The organism is Fibrobacter sp. UWB5 (genome assembly GCF_002210295.1).
Taxonomy (GTDB): Bacteria; Fibrobacterota; Fibrobacteria; order Fibrobacterales; family Fibrobacteraceae; genus Fibrobacter.
Window position 1 is genome coordinate 306065 of record NZ_MWQH01000002.1, and the last position, 20954, is coordinate 327018.

Sequence of the window (20954 nt, forward strand, 5' to 3'; positions counted from 1 at the left end):
AATAGTTTTTTTATGGGCTAAAAGCAAAAAACGCCCTGTAAACGGGCGTTTTCAAAAGCTGTAAATGCATTTTTTTTTATTTGGCTTTGGGCTGCGGAGCGATTTTCCAAAGGCCCTTCACTCCGGCGGCAACCACAAGGCTCTGCGGCGGGGCGTACGGGTTTTCTTCGGTCGGGAAATTCGTCCAGTGCTTGGTAGAGAACTGGTAGAACTGCGTGGGGCGGTACATAATCGGAAGCACCGGAATCGTTTCCATGAAGATCCTGTTCAAGGCTCGGTAGGCTTCGGTGAGTTCCTTTTCGTCGGTGAGAGCCGGGATCTTTTCCAGCAGCTTGTCCGCTTCTTCGTTCTTGTAGCGGCCCTGGTTAGCGAATGCTTCTTCGCCAATAGGCCTGTAAGAGACGGAGCCCATCACCTGGTCAAAACGGTTCCACGGAGAGGCTGCCGAAAGTTCGGCTGTCTGGGTCTTCATGGCAAGGTCGAATGTACCGAGGCGCAGGTTCTTGTCCCACACGCTGTAGTCCACGAACTTTTCTTCGGCGGCAAGACCGATTTCATTGAGGGATTCGACGATGACCTTGATGGCGTCCTCCCAGTCGGTCCAACCCTGCGGGCATTCAATAGTGAAGCTACGGACGGGCTGTTTTTTCTTGTCAATCAGCCTTCCGTTATCGTCCCAGCTGTAGCCGGCCTTCGTAAGGATTTCCTTGGCCTTTTCGATATCGTAGGAATATCCGTACTTGTCGGCGTCTTCCTTGTTGAAATACTTGGATTCGGTACCGAAGGGCAGAATGAACCCGGGCTGAATCACCGGCGTGTAGTTCGAAATGGCGCGAGCCTTGATCTTTTCGAAGTTGATGGCGTGCATCATGGCGCGACGGAGTTCGACGTCATCGAAAGGAGTACGGGTGTGCGCAATGAAAAGTGTCGTGATGGAACCGGGCAGGTGGTACGGCTCGTTGCGGCTCCAGGCGCGAATGCTGTCTCTGGCCTTTTCCCAAATACGGGGCAGGAACACAGACGAAATGTCCAAGTTACCCTTGGTCATGGCGCTGTTGAACTGGTTGTTGCTGTTGTACAGGGAATGGATGATATACTTGGGAGATGGCTTCTTTCCGCTGAACTTATAGTTGCCCCAGTACTTGTCGTTACGTTCCAGGACAATCTGGTCGGGGGAATAAGTCTTGAGGTTGTACGGTCCCGAAACCACCGGCATAGAATCGTTCTTGAATTCGGCAATGCGGTTCATGTCGTAGGTCTTGCCGGACTTCGCCCCCTGGATGAGCGGCTCGAATACGGCCTTCGGGAGAATCGAGGTTTCGGCAATGGCATTCAAGATAATCAAGGGGTTCTTGTTCTTGCTGAAATGGAACGAAATGTTGTTGCCACCATCGTTGGTGATTTCGCTCAGGAATTGCCAGTTGCCGTGACGCGGCGTGGGCAGCAAGGAGTCAATCTTGAACGTGTAAAGAACGTCGTCGACGGTAACGGGGGACCCGTTGCTCCAACGCGCCTTGGTGTCCAGGTGAACCGTAATCTTGTCTTCGTCACTGGTATAGCTGTTGGCAAGCATGGGCTCGAGTTCGCCGGTCAACTGGTTGTACGCCAGCAGCGACTCGTAGGTAATGCGGCTGTTGCCGTCGATGGGGAAGTTGGGGTTGTAATCCAACGGGTTGAAAGAAGAAGGCGGCGTCCAGTCAAAACCACCGATATACAGGGTCTCGCTGCGTTCGTATTCCGACTGAACCTTGTCCTGAGCAGGTTTGGTTTCTTCGTTACAGCCGATAACGAAGAACGCCCCAAGAGCGGATGCCAGAGTGAAAAAATATCGAGCACGAAGTTTAACCGTGCATCCCAAAGAATTCTTTATATTCCCATAATCCATATCATAAATTTAGTGTGTTTTTAACAAAAAAACCACCAAAATTTGTTTACAAGATAAGAAAAATACCCTTTTTCAGGGCATTTTCGGGATTATAGCGTGAATCCGTATAGCAAACGCTTTGGAGAGGCGCTGAACAAAGTATGATTCAGTATAAACGGTGTGCCGGCGCCGCCCGGAGTGCTGTATTTCCGCTCCTTTTTACCCGTCTTCAAGGAAATGCCGATAACTTCGTTTCCTTGGTCAATCCAGGCGTAACCATCTTTCACGAAGGGCTTCGGGAATACGGCATTCTTGCCGTTGAATTTCCACAGCGGGGCGCCTGCTTCAGAGTAAAGTAAAATGGACTGGTCCGAAAGCCCGACAAGGAATTTCCTTTCGCCGTGATCCGTAATCACCTGCAAAGAAGAGACGGCGTTTTCCATTAGAATCTGGAGCGGAGTCGCATCTTTCTTCTTTAGGTTGAACAAGTAAATTTTGTTGCCGCTTGCGACTGCGGTAATGGAGTCCGCGCTGAGCAAGTGCGAAATCTGTCCGGGAATCTTGCGGGCTGAATTTTCTTCGGTTTGTCCGGCTTCGTCATCGAGCGCGACAAATTCTCCTTCCAGGTTGCAGGCATAAATCGTCTTGTCCGATTTGGAATGCAAGAAGGGTACGGAGAAAATCTTTCTTGACCAGGCCAGTTTATTGTCGGGTTTCAAGATTTTGAGCAGGAATCCGTTCCACGTCGAAACGTAAATCGCGTTCTCGGTCACGTTCATTTTGAAAGCCTTTCCCGGAAGTTGCAAGTTGGCCGGGGAAACATCCCTGTTCAAGTCGTAAATTGAAATGTTGTAGCCCGAAGCGATGACCAACGTGTTTTCGTCGTTGTCGATAACGGGGCTGTTATCGAGGGCGCCAATGTATTTGGCAGAACGCAGTTCGCCGGTTTCGGCGTTAATGCTGAAGAGCCTGTCGGCGGCGGGGTCAATCGTGTACAGGTTGCGCTTGCCGCTAAAGAATTGCGGGTAGCGGGTCTTGGGCGAAATCGGAAGCAACGTCACGAACTTTGCGCCAATCGCCTTGCTGTAACGGTTTAAAATCAACTGAGTCGCTTGCGGATTGCTGCTTGAAAGTCTGACGGCTTCGGACCATGCTTTCTGCTTTTCGCGCTCGTTGTTGCTGTTCTGTTCAAGGTACAGGGCCTTAAAGAACCAGCCCTCGGCATTGCCGGGTTCCAGTTTGAACAGGGAATCCAGAACACTTGGCAAGTCTTCCCACTCTTCATGCTCGGCGAGGTCTGCCGCCTGCTGGGCAAGAATCTCGGAAAGCAGAATCTTCTTGCCGTAATAATGCGGCGAAAGCGAAACCAGCTTGCGGTCGCCAAAGTACAAGTAGAGATTCCCGTTCGTGAAAATGGGTGCTTGCTCAATAGGTTTTGTAAAGTTGAAATGCCACAGTGGGTTCAGAATGGTGTCGACGGCGGTAATGGCGCCTTCGCCAGAGAATAAACCAAGCGTTCCCTTGGCAAGCGGGTGAATCGAGGAGGCGTCGCTTCGAATTGTTTTTCGAATCATGCCGGTTCTTCTGTCGATCAAGGAAATTCTTCCCGAGGCTTCGAGCAGAACAATCTCTCGCTCGAAGGGGAACATGCTTTCGATATTGCTGACCGAAATTTTCCAAAGCGGGGAAGTCCTTGCCTTGGGAATGTAGCCGTAAAGGTAATTGCCCGAAACCAGGAAGAGCATGTTCTTGTCGATCAAGACGTTTCGAATCACGTCAAATTGGGCAATGGATTTCCTGATCGAACCGTCTTCCGACGAAATAAAGTGAAGCGCGTTGTCGGTGCAATTTAAAACGAATTCGTTGGTGGGCGCAAAGAATCCTTCTGGCACGCAGCCGTTGTACTTGTCGGCAACTTGCGTGACAATGCGCTTGTTGTTCAGGATAGAAAGTTGTTTTTCGCTTTGGATAATCGCCCTGTTGCCGTCAACGACAAGATGCGTTATGTTTGTAATCGGAAAACTCTTGCTCGGGCTGCTGGCGTAGAATGCCTTGAACACAAGACTATCTTGGTCAATGGGTTGGTACCAGATTCCCTGACGGTCGATATTGAAAATTTGCTTGTTTGCAGGAACCGTTGCTATTTTCTCGAGGCGGTCGTCCTTGATTTTGCAAATGGAACCGTCGTTCAATAGCAAGAACGTCGGATCTTTACCGAAGGTTTTCTGGATAGGGCTCTTTAATTGAATCGGAGCTTTCAGCAATGCCTCAGGCTTGCTGCTGGTGGCGCTTTCGCGTTCCGAAAGCCAGTAAGCTTTAGGAACTTCGCTCGTTCTTGCCAAACTCTGCTCGTAGTAGAAATTGGCCGACGTCTTGTTGTCCGCAAGTTCCTGGATTTTGCCTAGGTAGAAATAAGCCTTTTCCTTGTCGTCTTCGTCGCCTTGCATGGCGGCTTTTTCGAGCATCTTGATTGCATCGGCGGTTTCGCCTTTCAGCTCGAACAGGTAAAGCGCTTCTTGAATGGCGGCTTCCATTTTTTCGGCTGCGGCAAAGGATACAAGCCCGCATAACCACACGAGCGTCAATGCCGTGCGAATCGTTGCGAAATGACTTATGTTCAACCGTTTATCTGCCATCTTTATGCATCAAACTTGTAGCCGGCGCCTCTCACCGAGATAATGAATTTCGGGTTGTCCAAGTCGTCTTCGATTTTACGACGGAGGTTTGCAATGTGATTGTCGACGGTTCTGGTCGAGGGCATGTTTTCGTCGGTATAGCCCCAAATTTCCTTCAGTAGCGTTTCGCGCAAAATTACTTCGCCGCGGTGTGCCCAGAAGAATTTCATGATCAGGTACTCGCGGGTGGTCAAGTCCAGAGGCACGCCGCCCTTGGTCGCTTCAAACTTCTTGACATTGATTTTGATGTTTGCAAATTCAAGAACTTCAGGCACTTGGACCGTAGTGCTACCGCTCTGCGGTTCGATGCGGCGACGGAATGCCTTGACGCGGGCGAGGAGTTCCAGAATTGAGAACGGCTTTGTCACGTAGTCGTCGGCGCCCATTTCAAGCCCGGCCACCTTGCTCGTTTCTTCGGTCTTCGCGGTGAGCATAATGATATAGGTATCCGGGTGCTTGTTGCGAATATAACGGCAGACTTCAAAACCGCTCTTTTTCGGAATCATCAAATCCAACAGCACCAAATGGGGCTGGTAGGAATCCGCCTTGGCAATCGCTTCTTCACCATCGCAGGCCGTTTCTACGGTGTAGCCTTCCATTTCAAAGTTGTCCTGGAGGCCCAAGCGGATGATTTCTTCGTCTTCTACGATGAGTATTTTGAAGTTCATGGTTATTCTGCCTTTTTAAATTTGACGGTGAACGTGGAACCCTTTCCGGGCTTGCTGACCAACGAAATGGTCGCCTTGTGTGTTTCGGCAACGCGCTTGACGGTTGCAAGGCCGAGCCCGGAGCCCTTGGTGCTTCGAGTCATTTCGTCACCCACTCTATAAAAATCATTAAATATATTTTTTTGTTCAGAAGCGGCAATGCCGATACCGGTGTCCGCAACCGAGAATATGACCCATTCGCTGTCGCTCTTGACATCGACCTTGATATCTCCGGGCGCTTCGGTATACTTGATGGCGTTATCGATCAAGTTCTGAACCAAACTATATAGCGCTGTGTAGTCGCCCATCACAAAAACATTAGGCTCAAAGTGCGTGTAGAAGGTAAGCCCTTTTTCGACACCGATGTCTTCGACGGCATCGAACACTTTCTTTGCGCAAATAGAAAAGTCCAAACGTTCCCACTTGAAGGCGCCCGTGCCGTGTTCCATTCGCGTGTAATTCAAGATGGCGCCAATCAGGTTCTCAAGTCTCGAGGCTTCTTTGCCAATGAGTGTGGAATATTCCTGTACCTTTTCGGCGCGCTGCAGGCGTCCACGCGCCATCATTTCGGCAAACATCTTGATCGAGGTCAAGGGTGTTTTCAATTCGTGCGAAACGCTCGACAAGAAATTCGCCTTCATCGCCAAAAGCTTGCGTTCTTGAGTAATGAATCGGAACATGAAGAACGAACCGAAAATAACCGTGATGAGGGCGAAAAGCATTAGCCCGTACATCAAGAACATGCGGTGTCTCGTTTCTTTGTGAATATCCTGCATGTCTTTTTCGTACAAGGTGAATTCCCATTCGAAGGCGTCTGAAATATAGTGCTGCGCGATAATGGGGGCGTTTTCCGGAATTTCGCCCATCACCAACTTGTCATTGTTTTCGGTAATAGAGAAGGGAATATTCTTGTAGCTTTGTATAACTGTCTTGAGCTTGTTCTGGAGTCGTGCCTTGTAGGCGTCCTTGTTGATGACGGCAATCACCACTTGGTCTCCCGAAAGGTACGGGTATGACATTTTGAACAAGGTAATTTCTTCGGTATTCTTGTAAAGGATTCCTTCTTTCGACGAAACGTCGTCATTCAGGATTTCATGGAACAAGTCCCTGTTGTAATACAGAATGTCCATGTACCCCAGCTGGCGGTTGAAGTTCTCGCGCAGGTTCCAGAAGGCTTCGCGCTTTTCTTGTGACAGACTTTCAAATGACAGAATCTGCGTGAATGCCGATTCAAAGAAATACCTGGAAGAAGAAATGTCGTCAATGTTTTGCTTGTCCAGGAATTGCGCCAATACCGAAAGACAGTAGTCTTGTGCTTCCTGGTGCTTTCTCTGGTATACTAGAATTTCAAAGTGCAATAGGTAGACGGCGTAGGTCAGGTCGGCATGCAAATAGCCCTGCTGGTGCGGGTTGCTTTCAAGGATTTCAAGCAGGTGCAGCGCTTCGTCGTATTTCTTATTCTTGTAGTAAAAGCGGATCAGTCCAAGAATGTTTTGGATTTGTTCTTCCTTGGATTCAAAGAAATAGCTTGCCGGCCTTAAACTCCGCGAGCGCTGTTCTACATAAATTTTCTGGGCGATGCTGTCTTTTAGGCCGCTCGTTTCCACTTGATAAAGTTTCTTGTCGAGGGCAGATGGAACGCTGTTCGAAAAGTTGGACGACTTGAAGAACTTCTTGGAAGTCATGTCGGGGTAAATCAGGTTCCCGTTGTTGAACAAGAAAATGGCGTCCAAGCCTTCTACCGACTTGAATTCGGCGGCGTGCCCAAAGTCCAGGAGACCTTGCGGCTGTTCGTAAAGGAATAGCGACGCTGCCTTGGTTTCTTGGTAAATCTTGGTCTGTTCTTTTTCTATCGCATCTTCGACTTCGTTCTGGAACGCGTTCAGGTTCTCGTCGAAATTCTTTTGCGACAAGTATATTTCGTTCTGGATATTTCTAAAACTCAGAAACGAAAGAATTGCCGTCGGGAGGACAATTCCTCCCGCGAATAAAAGGACAAACAGCAGATTATTACGTGAAACCTGCATTGCCAGTCCCTACAGAATTTGTGGACTTAGGGCGAGAATCTTACTTGACAATCTGTGCACGGTGGGTCACCGATACCCTGTGTCCGACTTCGATTCGTCTGCTGTTGGAATAGATTTCGCGAATGAGGACGCTCGATTCGTTGTCTGCAGCCCTGGCAATGATGCCGCGGCCAATCAGGCGGGGCGGGAGCGATTCGTCGGTCTTGTCTTCTTCCCAGATGGCGACGGCGTCGCCAGTGTTGTAACCTTCGTTAAGGCCTTTATCGATAAGCACATACGAGTATGCTCCGATAATCAGCATTGGGTCCATGGAATAGCGGATCATGGCCAGGTTGTCGAACTTGGCTTCCTTGACCTTGCTGTAACCGGACACGTTCAGGGTCTTGAGCGGTTCCTTGAGCCTTGCCTTGGCCTGGTGAATCTTGATTTCACGGAAGGTCGTCACGATCTTTGCGCGGGAAAGCGTGTCGCCGATGGCTGTGATTTTTGCAATGCCGGAAAGGCGGAGCAACGCGTACTTGTCAAAGCTGCTGCCCTTGGCTGCAGGAACGTTAATTGCCTTAGCATCAACGATTTCCACGAGGTCGCCGCGCTTCAGGTTGGAGTTCGTCTTCTTGCCGACACCCACGACCACTTCCGTTTCGGGCATGTGGATCAGGGGTTCCTTCTTTTCGCCCGACTTGATCGAGATAAAGCGCTTGTCTTTTTTCAAGGAATCAAGCGTATAGATTTCGGGGGCGTGCATCTGGTAGTAGCCATTGAAAATCTTGGGGGCCGGACGCTGCTTGTAGTAGTATTCGTCGTTGGGTTTGGCCTTCTTGACGGCCTTCTTGTCCTTGTCGCGCAGGTTGCCGAGCATGCCTTCGAAATCGCTATTGCGTTCGTCGCCATCATCGCAACCGGCGTTTGCGACGGTCAGACCCTTACCCTTGGGAAGTGCAGAATCCGAAATGGTTGCATTGCAGGGGTACTTGCTCTTCTTTTCGACCTGCAGCACATTGCCTTCGCGAATGGAATCGCCCAGGTAAATGGAGTCGCCCGGATAAATCCAGTGCGGGTCTTCGATGTGGCGGTTGTTTTCCCAAAGGTCTGGCCAGGCAAAGGGGTCCTTGAGGAATTCGTCACTCAAGTCCCAAAGGGTATCGCCTTCCTTGACAATGTAGGCAGACGCCAACAAGGCAGAAAGTCCCAGACAGATGGATGCACATTTCAAAAGTCGCATAATAATCCCTTACAGGCTGTTATATCAATAATTTAACCTTTTCTTTGCTTAAAAGTAGGGGCTTTTTGGCTAAAATGCGGAATTTCTTGCGTTTTTCGGCCAGAAACGCGTTCTTGCGGGCGCTGAATGGTCCTGGAACGCTGTTTTTGAACCGGATTCAGCCCCAAGATTCCGACGCGGTCGGGTACGAACAGGAACAGGATTTCGAACTTTCCGGAGCCCGGTTCCAGGTAAAGCGGGATATTCTTGCGCAACATGTAGCCTTCGTTTCTAAACTGCTTGATCGTGCGAGCGGCCACTTCGAGGTTCGACGTCTGCAAGAGAATTCGTTCCGGTCTCGAAAGGGCGGCGGCTTGTGCGACACCTTGTGCCAACGGTTCGTCACCGGGCAGGTTAAAGTAGAATGTCCAGCGGCCTTCGTTTTCGGGCTTGCTGAAAAACTTGCCGAAAAATTCCTGTTCCACGTGGCTGCGGATAAACTTCATGTTGTCATCGACAGTGTTACGGGCGTTCAAGCGCGACGACATCATGGCGTATTCGCGGCAGTCCATCGAAACGACTCTTTTGAATCGGTTTGCAAGCATTGCGCTCACAAAGGAACTTCCGGAATAGAATTCAAAGAAACTGTCTTCGGCATTGGGGTGAATCGCATCTTCGATGCGCTTCGGAAGTCCCATCCAGGCGTCGTGAATGCGAGGTGTCCAGTCCAACACGTGCATGCTGATTCCCGTTTCGCCAATGGGCATAAAGTCGCTACCGAAAGCGCTCTTGGCTTCCACCTTCATCGGAATCGTTCCGGCAGGGTCGAAAGGCTGGTCGGGCATGCACTGAATGTGGTGACAGCTGATGACTTCCGGGCAGTTTCTTTGTATAAAATCAACGAAGGTCTTGTAGCCGTGAGCAGAGAATCTGCCCTTCAGGTTGACTTGAACGAGCATCGCATAGCGCCCGTCACCGACGGCGCGGAACCAAATCTGGCGGAGAGCCTTCTTGAAAATATGCAGGTGTTCTTTCTTGACCTGTTCGAAAACGCGGGTGACAAGTTCGGGTACATCCATGCCGCGGGCGGGGGCGTCAATCGAAAGCGATTCCTGCTGGTCGCGGTAAGTCTTGATAATGCGCCAGTCAGAATGTTCCGGATTTGCGTCTGCAGTGAACCATGCCTGGAACTTTCCGGGAATGCGCTCGTTTTCGGCCCACGCGGCAAGTTGCTGCTTGATGTCTTCAAAAGTCATCGCCGCTTTGCGTACCGGCTTTTCGGCCTTCGGGGCTTCCGTCTGTTCTTTACTGCGACGCACGTTGCTTGTGCGGGGGCTGTTACTTCTTTTTCTAAAGTCGTTTCTCATTTTATTTTCTTAAACAAGGAATCTCGGGTAAATCCAGGAGCATTCGCGGGCGAGCATCTTCGGGAACTCGCGGAAGGTTCCGTTGATCTGGTAAAGGTTCAGGCTACCTTCCACCGGCGAAAGCTTGATGAGCGAGTCGGCGCGGGCTTCGAGGTAGGGGTATTCGTCCAGGTTGCAAGACGATACGACTGCACAACCCGTGAGAGCGATAATGGTGTCGACCATCTGCATCAAAATCTGGTGGGGAGCGCCGTTCAGTCGTGTGGACTTCGGGTTATGCAACACGGCAGAAATCGGGTCGATGACCACTACGCGGTAATCGTGGTTTTCAAGTCGCTTGGCACCCTGGATACGCTTGGCGATAAGCTGGGCCGTTTCAATAGGCGAAAGTGCCGTACCGCGCAAGTTCAAGAAACCGAATTTCGGGGTGCTGGCGTTCAAGTTGCGCTTGCCGCCCAGCAAATAGAGGCGGTTCAGGAACACGGACTTGGTCAGTTCAAAGTTGATGAACAGCACGTCGCTCGAAGACGTTGCATTGCCGAACCAGTCTTCGCCATAGCAAATAGAAAGGCCTAAGTCCATAAGGGCAAGAGACTTGCCGCTTTTCGGAGGTGCCGTGAACAAGAAGAATTCGCCGGCACGGAGCATGTTTTCGACAATCGTCTGGTCTTTCTTGGGGGCTTCTTCGGTATCGCTGGCAAGTTCAATGAGCGGTTTCCCGTCAAGGGAGTATTCCACCCATTCCTGCCATTCCTTAAAGTTCTTGGCACCCTGTTCAAGACCGATCAAGTACTGCTGCTTACCGCCGCGGAGCACGCCCGGCATACGCACCATCATGTGCGGGTTGCTGTTGCTCGGGTCGACCTTGAATCCCTGGGAATCGAGAGTTTTGAAAAGGAAGTCTACGCGTTCATTATATTCTTCTTCGTCGTTGGCAAAGATCTTGACCCATGCCTGCACGGAATTCGCGCCCGTGTTCACAAGAGCGGTACAGGGGAGGTTCAAGGCCTTGTAGTAGGCGAGCTGCTTGGCCAAGGACATCTTGGGATTGTCGACCACGACATAGCGGTAGCGGAAAGATTCGTCCGTGACATCGTCACCACCCTTCACGGCGTTAATGCACAAGAGGGCGCCTTCGGGACTGTCGAGGCTCTTCATGATTTTCTTGATAGAGTCGTCTTGCCCAATGATGTTTGATACGAGTTCCTGGGTGCTGTCGGGGGTATTCGATACCTTGAACGAGATTGTTTCTTCGGGGTCGAATGCCGCTTCCAGAAGTTTGGCGAGGTCCTTACGCCAGTCGGCAGCAGGCCATGGAATAGAAAGCGCTTCGGGGTCAATCTTGAAGTTCTGCAACAGTTCCAGGGATTGGGTATCAAGACCCATGGCGAGCATCTGTTCCATGGAAATCATGTTCGCCGACAGCGGCGTAATGATTGGCATGGCGACCGCCTGCGGGGCGGCTGCAGCTTGTGCCTGGGGAGCCCCTTCCGCAGCCGGGGCGGCGTTCTGCGCCGGCGCCGGTTGTTCCTGAGGACGTTCTGCAGTGCGCTTTTCGGCGGAGAACGCACGGCGAAGGGTCTGTTCGACCTCTTCTCCGTCCATGCCATCGTCGCGGGCCTTTCCGCCCAGCTGGAAACTAGCGTCCATGAACGTCCAGCCTTCTTCCATGGCGGCAACACCCGCCTTGTACAGTTCGGCCTTGAGTTCGTTTACGCTGCTATACTTGTTCTTAAGGAACAGGTTAATGGTCTTTTTTGCGTTTTCCATAAGCGCCTCAGATTCTTTATCATACTGAATGTAGCTTTTTTATTTACAAAAGGGTACTTAAAAGTGCAAAATGCACGCAAAAACGCCCTGCAGGACTCCCAAATTTTCGTATTTTAATTTGTTTGTAATGTTTTGCCGTTGAATATATCAAATAATGAATCGTAATTCGCCTAGAAACGAGCAGGACAAGAAACGCAAGCCGAAGCTGTATTGAGGTATACAGCGAGAGCTTGCGTGACGTAGTAATGCGAAGTTTATTGGCGGATTACTTCGAAGGATTGAAGGAATCCTTCAGACCAACCGTTCTGTTGAAAACGAGATGGCCCGGCTTGGAATCTTCGCTATCGAGGCAGAAGTAACCCTGACGCATGAACTGGAAGCGGTCTTCGAGCTTGGCGTTGGCGAGGGCCGGTTCCACCTTGGCCTGCTTGATGACCATGGATTCTGGGTTCAGGTAATCGTGCCAATCTTCGCCTTCGGGGACCTGGGATGGGTCTTCGAGCGTAAAGAGGTTGTCGATCAGGCGCACTTCGGCATCCACGGCGTGTTCTGCAGATACCCAGTGAATGGTGCCCTTGACCTTGCGGCCATCGGGCGTTTCTCCACCCTTGCTCTGCGGGTCGTATTCGCAGTGGATTACGGTGACCTTGCCGTTTTCGTCCTTTTCGACGCTCTTGCAAGTCACAAAGTAGGCGCCCTTCAGGCGGACTTCGCCATCCGGCTTCAGGCGGAAATACTTCTTTGGCGGTTCTTCCATGAAGTCGTCGGCTTCGATGTAGAGAACCTTGCCGAACGGAACCTGACGCTTGCCGGCGCTTTCGTCGTTCGGATTGTTTTCCACTTCGATCATTTCTACCTTGCCGTCTTCCCAGTTGTCAATCACGAGCTTGACCGGATCGATCACGGCCATCACGCGGTTGGCAGTCTGGTTCAGTTCTTCGCGGATGCAGAAGTAGAGCAAGTTCACGTCGACCATGGAGTCGGCCTTGGAAACGCCGATACGGTCGCAGAATTCACGGATGGAACTCGGGGTAAAGCCGCGGCGGCGGTAACCGCAGACCGTCGGCATACGCGGGTCGTTCCAGCCCATCACGGCCTTCGTCTGCACCAGTTCCAGGAGCTTGCGCTTGCTCATCATGGTGTAGGTCAAGTTCAAACGGGCAAATTCAATCTGCTGCGGGCGGTTGTCGAGACCCAGTTCAATCAGGAACCAGTCGTACAACGGGCGGTGGGCTTCGAATTCAAGCGTACAGATGGAGTGCGTAATGCCTTCGATCCAGTCGCTGAGCGGGTGTGCAAAGTCGTACATCGGGTAGATGCACCACTTGTCGCCAGTGCGGTGGTGGGTGCAGTGCTTGATTCGGTAGATGACCGGGTCGCGCATGTTCATGTTCGGGCTAGCGAGGTCCACCTTGGCGCGCAGGCACTTTTCACCGTCGGCATACTTACCGTCGCGCATTTCGCGGAAGAGCTTCATGTTCTCTTCGACGCTGCGGTCGCGGTAGGGGCTCGGACGGCTCGGCTTGCCAGCGTCATTGCCACGGTATTCCTGCATCTCGTCGCGGGTCAGGTCTTCCACGTAAGCCTTGCCCATTTCAATCAGTTTTTCGGCAAAGGCGTAAATCTGGTCGTAGTAGTCGCTGGCGAAGTATTCGCCGCCCTTCCATTCGAAACCGAGCCACTTCACGTCTTCGCGGATAGAGTCCACGTATTCCACGTCTTCCTTGGTGGGGTTCGTGTCGTCAAAACGCAAGTTCGTGATGCCGCCAAAATCCTTGTACTTGTTCGCCGTACCGAAGTTCAGGCAGATCGATTTGGCGTGTCCGATGTGGATGTAGCCGTTCGGTTCAGGAGGGAAACGGGTGTGCACGCTCTTGCGCTTGCCCGTAGCGAGGTCGTTAACGATGATGTCCTGTACAAAATTCGAAGATTCAGGGATTTCCATGGTTAATCCTTTAGTTTTTAACGCCGGAAAATATAGTAAAATGGTTATTCGTCCTTGAAGAACCAGTCGCGGTCATGGCAGACAATGGTGGTGTGCGATGTCCTGTTGGAAATGACTGCGATTTTATCGATATCGGTGCAAGCGGGCCCATTTTCAAGTTTTGAAAAAAGTTCCGAGTCTTCATAGTCGACCCAGGATTCGTTTTTACAGATGTAACCTACTTTCTCTTTATTCAGGTATACAACGACACCCTCTAAGGCCGCCTTACAGGAGTATTGCGAATTCTTGGGGGAGTCTTTGGAATCTTGAATGGAATCGGCCGAGGCGTCGGTAGAGCCTTTTCCGCCGCAGGCGGCAAGTAAAAAGGCTACCGGAAGAATGCTGAATAAAGATTTCATGAATGTTCTTGCATCTTGGCGATGCGAATTATTTTCTCATGCTTTTGCCAAAGCCGCCGCGGCTATTGCCATTACGGTTGCTGTTCCCGCTGTTGCGGTTGTTGTTACGGTTGCTGCGGGAATCGTCTTCTTGCCAGTAATTGTCCTTGGTGGTCTTAACCGTTGCAATCGTGTTCGGGTGGGCGGCGGAATGATGAATTTCGGCCTTGCTCCTCGGAGCGGTGTTGTGGTTCATGGGAACCTTTACGGGTCTGCTCGGAGGAGGCGTATAGGAGTCGTGTCTTGCTGGCGCCACGTAGTGGTTGTGCCTTGGCGGCGGAGGTGGGTTGTGATGACGCGGCGGGCGAGGCGGCAGAGGCCTGTTGTGGTACCAGCGGTAGTCGTGCACGTAAATTAGGTGCGTGTCCCATTCAAAACGGCTTGTGCCCCAGCCCCAGTAATCGTAGTAAGTGCCTACCCATACGCCGGTGCGGTAACGGAGTCCCGGGTAGCCGTTCGAATAAACGTAGTAGACGACGTGCGGGTTGTAAACCGGAACGTACACGTATTCCTTTTGAACGGGTTCAATGATAATTGTCTTTTCTTTAACGACCTTGACCTGCTCGTTAGTTTGTAAGTGCCCATGGTCGTAGGCGGCTTTTCTCATGCGCTGCACGGCGTCCATCACGGCTTCTTTTTGGGTGGCGACGGCATCGCCTAATTGGTCGGTCCACGTTTGATATTTGGCCATGGTGGCAAGTACCGTCGGGAAGGGAATGAGCGCCTGGACGCTTTCGTCGTAAGGAAGGTCTTCGAGCTTGATGCGCTCGGCGAGTTCTTGGCCTTTGAGGTGCTTGTTCTGGTTTGCCCAGTCGGCAGCTCCCGGAATTTCGTCACCATGAACAGAAGCTGCCAGTACCTGCACCAGGAGCGGGTCTGGGTAGAGGGCGATGGTAGAAACTAGCGTGTCGAGTTCCGCCGCAGTGAATTGCTCGTTTGCACGAACAGATGAGGGCGTGCATAAAATGACTGCAAGTAAAAACCACAGCCAAGCGAACTTGGCTGTAAATGGATTTGCTAAACTTTTTTCAGCCTTTAAACCGGTAAACATGTTTACCTCCTATAGTTTAAGGTTACTAATATTATACAAAAATTCCATGCTAATTAGATGCTGGAAAGTCGCTTTTGGTTGCGGGTGAACTCTTTTTCGGGATTATTATTCCCAGGTTGCGATTTATCCACTATGGACGATTTTATTCTTACACACTTCTTAAACGAAAATACGGTGCTGGCTTTGGCTTCGAAAATAGCAAAAAATGCCTAAAAATCGCTATAAAAAGGGTTATTTCTGTTGAAATTTGCCAGTTTTAGGTGTTTCGGTTGTTGTAAGGTGACACAACACATTAACTAAAATTAACATAAATTCTTACACGATTGAATCTATTTTTACAACAGATAGTTGGAGGCACTATATGGGCTATTGGGCTAAAATTATATCTGGCACGGCGCTTTTGGCGTCTTTCTCCTTCGCACAGACTTATGATCTGCCGATTATTTTCGTTGACACCAAGCAGAAATGTCTTGATAAGAATGTCACCGAGAAGATTCCTGCTACCATGCGCGTTTTGGACGGAAAGACGAATAATGTGGCGGACAGTGCCAAGGGTACTCTCTACGATATTGGCATCAAGGTAAGAGGCCAGTCTTCTGCAATGTTCCCGAAGCCGGGCTACAGCGTTGAAGTCCGCGACGATAAGGGCGAAGGCATGGACGTGAGCATGTTCGGGCTCCCGCCTGCCGATGACTGGGTTTTGCATGGTCCGTACGTTGACAAGAGTATGCTCCGTAACGCTCTCGCTTACTGGCTCTTTAGACAGGCAGGCCGTTATGCTCCCCGTACCAAGCATTTTGATCTGTACATCAACGGTGTGTACCGCGGCGTGTATGTGATGGTCGAAAAAATCAAACGCGGCAAGTATCGCGTGAATGTGAGCAAGCTTAAAGAAACCGATATCGCCGGCGATAGCCTTACCGGTGGCTACATTTGGGCTTTCGATAAGGTCGGCACCAACACGGGTGGCGGCGGTAGCAATAACCAGGGTGGTATTCAGGCAGAAGGTTTCAATACCTCCGATGGCTTGAACGTCATTTTGCACTACCCCAAGAAAGCAAACATTCAAAAGGAACAGGAAGAATACCTCAAGAAGTACCTGAACGATCTTGAAGCGCTGTTCAAGAACGGAAAGAATGGTGATGGATTCGATAAATACGTAGACCTCGGCTCTGCTGTTGACTACGTGCTGCACCAGGAAATCACGAACAACGGCGACTCCTACTGGTGCAGCTTCTTCCTGCATAAACCCAAGGACAAGACTAAGAACGGCGTGTTTACCGAAGGCAAGGTTACCCTTGGCCCGCCTTGGGACTTTAACCTTGCTATGAGTAATGGTGGCATGATGGGCTTTGGCGGCTCGGGCAACAGCTGGCAGATTGAAAGCAGCAGCAAGAGCGGCAATGGTGGCATGTGGGGCATGGGTGGTGGCTCCTTGATTGCTCCCAAGTGGCTTACCGGCATGTGGAAGAGAAGCGATTACCAGAGCGAACTCAAGAAGCGCTGGGCAGAACTCCGCAGTGGCGTTTGGCACACCAAGGTCATGGATGCTTACTTGGATTCCATGAAGACTTACTTGACTAAGGCTGCCGAAAGAAACTTCAAGCGTTGGCCGAACCTGGGCAAAAACAGTGGCCAGAACGATCCTGATCCGGAACCGATGAAGTACTGCAATTCTAGCAGTGGCGGCATGGGCATGGGTATGGGCGGTAACAATGCCGATACTTGGGAAGGCGAAGTGGAACATCTCCGCAAGAAAATGAAAGAAAGAATGCAGTGGATGGACCAGCAACTCGGCTTTACGGAACCGTCTAGCCCGATCGTGACTCAGCCCGTGGACCCGAGCATTCATGAACCCGATTGGGAAAACGACAAGAAGAAGGATTCTATTCCCGATAACAATCCCCCGCAGGATATCGCTGATAATTTCAGCAGACTGTCTCCGACGAACTACTTTGACGTGAACGGTGACATGCTTGAAATCCAGACGAGCTTGGGTGGCACATTCGCTTTAATTGACCTGAATGGTACGGTCTTGTACAAGACTCGAATCAAGAAGGGTCTTACGACCATGAAGATTCCGGGCAAGGCGAAGAATACGCATTGGATCGCAACACTCAACGGGAAGATGCTCGGTCGCTAATAGAATTTAAGAATGGGGGAGGGGTGTTTATGATTCGCCTACCTAAGTTATTACTCTGTACAGCAACGCTGCTTTTCGCAAGCGCTGCTTTTGCGCAAACATATGACCTGCCGCTGATTGTCGTGAATACGAAAGGCCAGAATCTTGCGAAAGGTGCCGACAAGATTCCCGGCGAAATGCGCATTGTGGATAACGGCTCGAATACGCTTTCGGATTCTTCGAAGGTCGATAAAATAGATATCGGCATCAAGATTCGCGGGCAGACTTCTGCGGACTTTCCGAAGAAGGGCTACGGCGTAGAGCTTCATGACCCGACGGGGCAAGACACGAGTCTCAAGGTTCTCGGCATGCCCAAGAATGCGGATTGGGTGTTCCATGGCCCGTATGTCGACAAGACGCTTATTCGCAACGCGCTGGCCCATTGGCTTTACCAGAGGACAGGGCGCTATAGTTCTCGCTTCAAGTTCTTTGAACTCTATTTGAACGGCCAGTACAAGGGTGTCTACGTGCTTCTTGAAAAAATCAAGCGCGCCAAGGCCCGTGTGCATATCGCAAAGCTCAAAGATGAAGATACCAGTGGCGATGAATTGACTGGTGGCTACGTGCTCAGTATTGACAAGGTGGAAAATAACTCCACGAGCGGTCTCGATAAGGAGGGCTTCAAGAGTAAAGATGGTTCGCCGGTTGTGATGCGTTCTCCGAAAAAAGAGAACACGACCAAGGAACAGCAGGACTACATCAAGAACTTCTTTAACAAGATTGAATCTACTTGTGACAACGGCGATGTCAACAGCAACGGGTGTTCCGATATTTTGGACATTGATGCTGCGGTCGACTACATTATGCACGAAGATGTCACCAACAATACAGACGCCTATATTTGCAGCTTCTACATGTTCAAGGATAAAGACAGCAAGGGCGGCAAGTTACAGTTGGGCGCTCCTTGGGACTTTAACCTTGGATTTGGAGCCTACCAGCGTGTAGGTGGCGAAAAGGCCGAGGGCTGGCGTGTGCCCCAGAGCGCAAAAGGCGGTTCCGGCGATTGGTTTGTGGCCAAGTGGGTGCAGAATCTTTGGAACAACGATGGCTTCCAGAAAAAATACAAGGAACGCTGGAAAGAATTGCGTAGTGGCGTTTGGCATACCAAGAACATCGATCATTTTATCGATTCGCTCAAAACCGTTCTGAAAAAGGCTGCTGACCGCAACTTTGAACGTTGGCCGAATCTCGGTCAGGCGAGCGGTACCTGCGATGCCGACCCGATGGATTCCAATGGCGGAAACAATGGTGGCAACAACGGCAACCCGTGGGGTGGTGGCATGTGGGGCGGCGGCATGGGCGGCTTCTGCATGGGCATGAAGATGAACTATTACAACGAACCCACTTGGGATGCCGAAATCGAACACTTGCGCAAGTACGTGAAGCAAAGATTCTCGTGGATTGACCAACAGGTGGGCTTTAGCGAACCGTCGGCACCTGTAGTCACGGAACCGCTTATTATTGATGACTGGACTTATTACGACAAGGTCGACGATGACGACAATCCCGGATCAAACGTTTCTAACCCGCCTCCTTCGGCCCTCAATTCTTATTTGAGTATTTCGCGCTTGAATTTCTATAAGCTGGATGGCCGCCTAATGACTGTCCAGAGCGAAAAGGGCGGCATGCTCAAGCTTTTGGATTGCAACGGCCACGTGATTTTCCAGAAGAGAATCCGTGCTGGAGTAGAAAGTGTGCAACTTCCCCGTAGTCTAGTTGACAAGACCTGGATTACAACGCTTAATGGAAAACTTTTGAGTCGCTAAGTTACAGATAATGCTTGACCTTGTTTACAGGGTCAAGATTTTCTTTAGGGGGCTTGGGAACATAAATCTTGACGGCGTACACGTAGTGGTCTGTTTCGACCAGGATGTCGCCTTCTTGCATGTCTTCGTTGATGTCGATTTCAATTTCTACGCCGTCGCGGGCGATGCGGCGGATAGAGTGTTCCTTGAGCTCGTGACGCTCGAACAGGACGTCGACAACTTTCTTGTAGGTGCCGTGATGGATGGTGCCTAGAATGCTATTGCAAATCATTTATAATTCCCGTATTAAACCGCATCCATGGTGTCGACCTGGTTTACGATTTCAGTGACGGTCGCAATATAGCTATTTATGCTGTCAATGAAGGCCCTTTCGTTTCGGCTACTGATGGGAGCGCGGAGCGCGGGGTAGGCATTGAAGATTTGCTGGTGGTTTTCGGGGTAGGTCTTGTGGAGCAAGTAGTAAACCCCGTACATGATCGGGAGAAGTGTCGCATTGGCCCGGGCAAAGAATCCGAGCGGATTGCGGTCTTGCTGCAGGTAAATGTAGGCTTCGCGCAGGTGAATCAGGAGTCCGCGCAGTTCGCGTTCGCATTCCAGGCGCAGGCATTCCACATTCGGCTGGTAATTGGGCAGCGGCTTTGCGCCGGCAAGGGCCACGTTCCTGTTGGCGATATGCAAGAATTCCAGCGGGAACACGTCTTCGGAGGTCTGGATTTCTTTAAGCGTAAAGAAGTAGCGGAATTCGATATTTTCTTTCTTGGCTTCGCGCAGCAGGTTCTGCAGGGGCTTGATGCTTGCGGTCGAGTTGTCGCGCAAGATAAAGCTTATGGTCCAGGGGCTTTCGAGCGCGTTGAATCCTTCGACAAGGCAATCGCCGTGAATGAACGCCGAAATCAAATTGTCGCCCAAGGCTTGCTGTAGCATGCCCGGCCAGTTGGATCTTTGAAGTTCTACGATGCTCAGGTTCTTTTTCATATTAACCTCACCAGGAATTCCGGTTTCCGAATCCGCTGTTGCCAAAACCGCTTCCGAATCCACCGCCAAAGCCACGCGGGCTGCTTCCGAATCCGCCGCCGAATCCGACTTCGGGTTCATCCTTCTTCTTGTTCTTGATGGCGCCGCCGAACAGGAACCAGAAGATTCCGTTGCCGCGTCCGCCGCTGAACTTAGCCATCAGCAGCAAGAATGAAACAAAGAGGATGAATAGAATCATGAGCGAGGAAACGCTGTTTTCTCTAAGCTTGTACGGGGTTTCGTCGATGTTAAGTTTTTTGCCTTTTGCCTTGGCGCCGATTTTAGCGAGTGCGTACGAAAGCGAAAGGATTCCTTCGCTGTAATTGTTTTCGCGGAAGGCGGGGAGGAGTGTCTTCTGTTGAACCTTTGCCAGTTTCTTTTCGCTGTAGATCTTGTTGAGACTGGGGGTGACGACGATGTTTTTCCAGCGTTGCTTTTGAGCGACGAAAATCATGATGCCTTCGCCGGTTTCTTTGCCGAGGTTCCATTGTTCGGCGGTGAACTTTGCGTACTTGTCGCCTTTTTCGAATTGATTTGCGTGTCCGATGTCGTCGATCAGCACGCAGGTAAGTTCAATCCCTGTTTCTTGATGGAACTTTTGGGCGAGGTCGTTAAAAAGTTGCGTCTCGGAAGCGTTCAGCAGATGATTGTCGTCGTAAATCTGACTTTCGCTGGGCTTCTGAGGAAATCTTTGGTCTTCGAAAGATGTTTCTGCCATTGCCCCGAGCGTAAGACCCAGGCAAAGGAGTGTAATACGTATGGAAAAACGCCTTAATAGAAACATCACTTTGAAAATATAAAGTTTATTTCCAAAAAGGTGAGCGTGAACATATTTTTTCATACGTTTTTGGCTATAAAGTTTATTTGTATCTTACGAAATGGAATATTCCCGGTTGGAATAAGAAAATAGGACGTTTTTAATTTTTTTTTGTAATAAGTGTTCTATTC

General features: G+C 50.6%; 15 protein-coding genes. 2 read left to right on the forward strand and 13 right to left on the reverse strand.

The genetic code is table 11. From position 1 onward, the window contains the following. Window positions 1-76: 76 nt before the first annotated feature. The 10 genes from B7989_RS05700 to B7989_RS05745 all read right to left on the reverse strand — a co-directional run bounded on the left by B7989_RS05700 (window position 77) and on the right by B7989_RS05745 (window position 15044). Complete coding sequence (locus B7989_RS05700; protein WP_088627593.1) at window positions 77-1885, reverse strand: ABC transporter substrate-binding protein; 1809 nt, start codon at window positions 1883-1885, stop codon at window positions 77-79. Between the two features lie 89 nt (window positions 1886-1974). Beyond that, on the reverse strand, window positions 1975-4500 hold the full coding sequence (locus tag B7989_RS05705) for a PQQ-like beta-propeller repeat protein (protein ID WP_088627594.1): 2526 nt from the start codon (window positions 4498-4500) through the stop codon (window positions 1975-1977). 2 nt (window positions 4501-4502) lie between these two features. Continuing rightward, on the reverse strand, window positions 4503-5207 hold the full coding sequence (locus B7989_RS05710; protein ID WP_088627595.1) for a response regulator transcription factor: 705 nt from the start codon (window positions 5205-5207) through the stop codon (window positions 4503-4505). Between the two features lie 2 nt (window positions 5208-5209). Further along, window positions 5210-7273, reverse strand: a complete 2064-nt coding sequence (locus B7989_RS05715; RefSeq protein ID WP_088627596.1) for a cell wall metabolism sensor histidine kinase WalK — start codon at window positions 7271-7273, stop codon at window positions 5210-5212. Between the two features lie 40 nt (window positions 7274-7313). Continuing rightward, on the reverse strand, window positions 7314-8495 hold the full coding sequence (locus tag B7989_RS05720; protein ID WP_088627597.1) for a LysM peptidoglycan-binding domain-containing protein: 1182 nt from the start codon (window positions 8493-8495) through the stop codon (window positions 7314-7316). Window positions 8496-8527: 32 nt separating this feature from the next. Then, window positions 8528-9841 (reverse strand): hypothetical protein, encoded by a 1314-nt coding sequence (locus B7989_RS05725; protein ID WP_088627598.1) that lies wholly within the window; start codon window positions 9839-9841, stop codon window positions 8528-8530. A gap of 9 nt (window positions 9842-9850) precedes the next feature. After that, window positions 9851-11611: an AAA family ATPase gene (locus B7989_RS05730; protein ID WP_088627599.1), complete on the reverse strand. Its 1761-nt coding sequence runs from the start codon at window positions 11609-11611 to the stop codon at window positions 9851-9853. 265 nt (window positions 11612-11876) lie between these two features. Further along, a complete protein-coding gene (locus tag B7989_RS05735) occupies window positions 11877-13556 on the reverse strand; it encodes a glutamine--tRNA ligase/YqeY domain fusion protein (RefSeq protein ID WP_088627600.1) in 1680 nt (559 codons plus the stop codon). Window positions 13557-13600: 44 nt separating this feature from the next. Then, on the reverse strand, window positions 13601-13954 hold the full coding sequence (locus B7989_RS05740; protein WP_088627601.1) for a hypothetical protein: 354 nt from the start codon (window positions 13952-13954) through the stop codon (window positions 13601-13603). A 28-nt stretch (window positions 13955-13982) separates the two neighbouring features. Then, complete coding sequence (locus B7989_RS05745) at window positions 13983-15044, reverse strand: DUF3300 domain-containing protein (RefSeq protein ID WP_088627602.1); 1062 nt, start codon at window positions 15042-15044, stop codon at window positions 13983-13985. Window positions 15045-15405: 361 nt separating this feature from the next. On the opposite strand from B7989_RS05745, the gene B7989_RS05750 reads away from it, so the two are divergent. Further along, a complete protein-coding gene (locus B7989_RS05750; RefSeq protein WP_088627603.1) occupies window positions 15406-17187 on the forward strand; it encodes a CotH kinase family protein in 1782 nt (593 codons plus the stop codon). Between the two features lie 29 nt (window positions 17188-17216). Then, window positions 17217-18992: a CotH kinase family protein gene (locus tag B7989_RS05755; protein WP_088627604.1), complete on the forward strand. Its 1776-nt coding sequence runs from the start codon at window positions 17217-17219 to the stop codon at window positions 18990-18992. A 1-nt stretch (window position 18993) separates the two neighbouring features. On the opposite strand, the gene B7989_RS05760 is transcribed toward B7989_RS05755, so the two are convergent. From B7989_RS05760 to B7989_RS05770, 3 genes are read right to left on the reverse strand one after another with little or no spacing between them, the layout of a single operon-like run. After that, window positions 18994-19263, reverse strand: coding sequence for a hypothetical protein (locus B7989_RS05760; protein WP_088627605.1), 270 nt, complete (start codon window positions 19261-19263; stop codon window positions 18994-18996). Between the two features lie 14 nt (window positions 19264-19277). After that, window positions 19278-20087 (reverse strand): hypothetical protein, encoded by an 810-nt coding sequence (locus tag B7989_RS05765; protein WP_233144266.1) that lies wholly within the window; start codon window positions 20085-20087, stop codon window positions 19278-19280. After that, entirely contained in the window at window positions 19975-20724 is a 750-nt protein-coding gene (locus B7989_RS05770) for a YgcG family protein (protein ID WP_158212870.1), read from the reverse strand. The genes B7989_RS05765 and B7989_RS05770 overlap by 113 nt, the downstream gene beginning before the upstream one ends. Window positions 20725-20954: the final 230 nt, after the last annotated feature.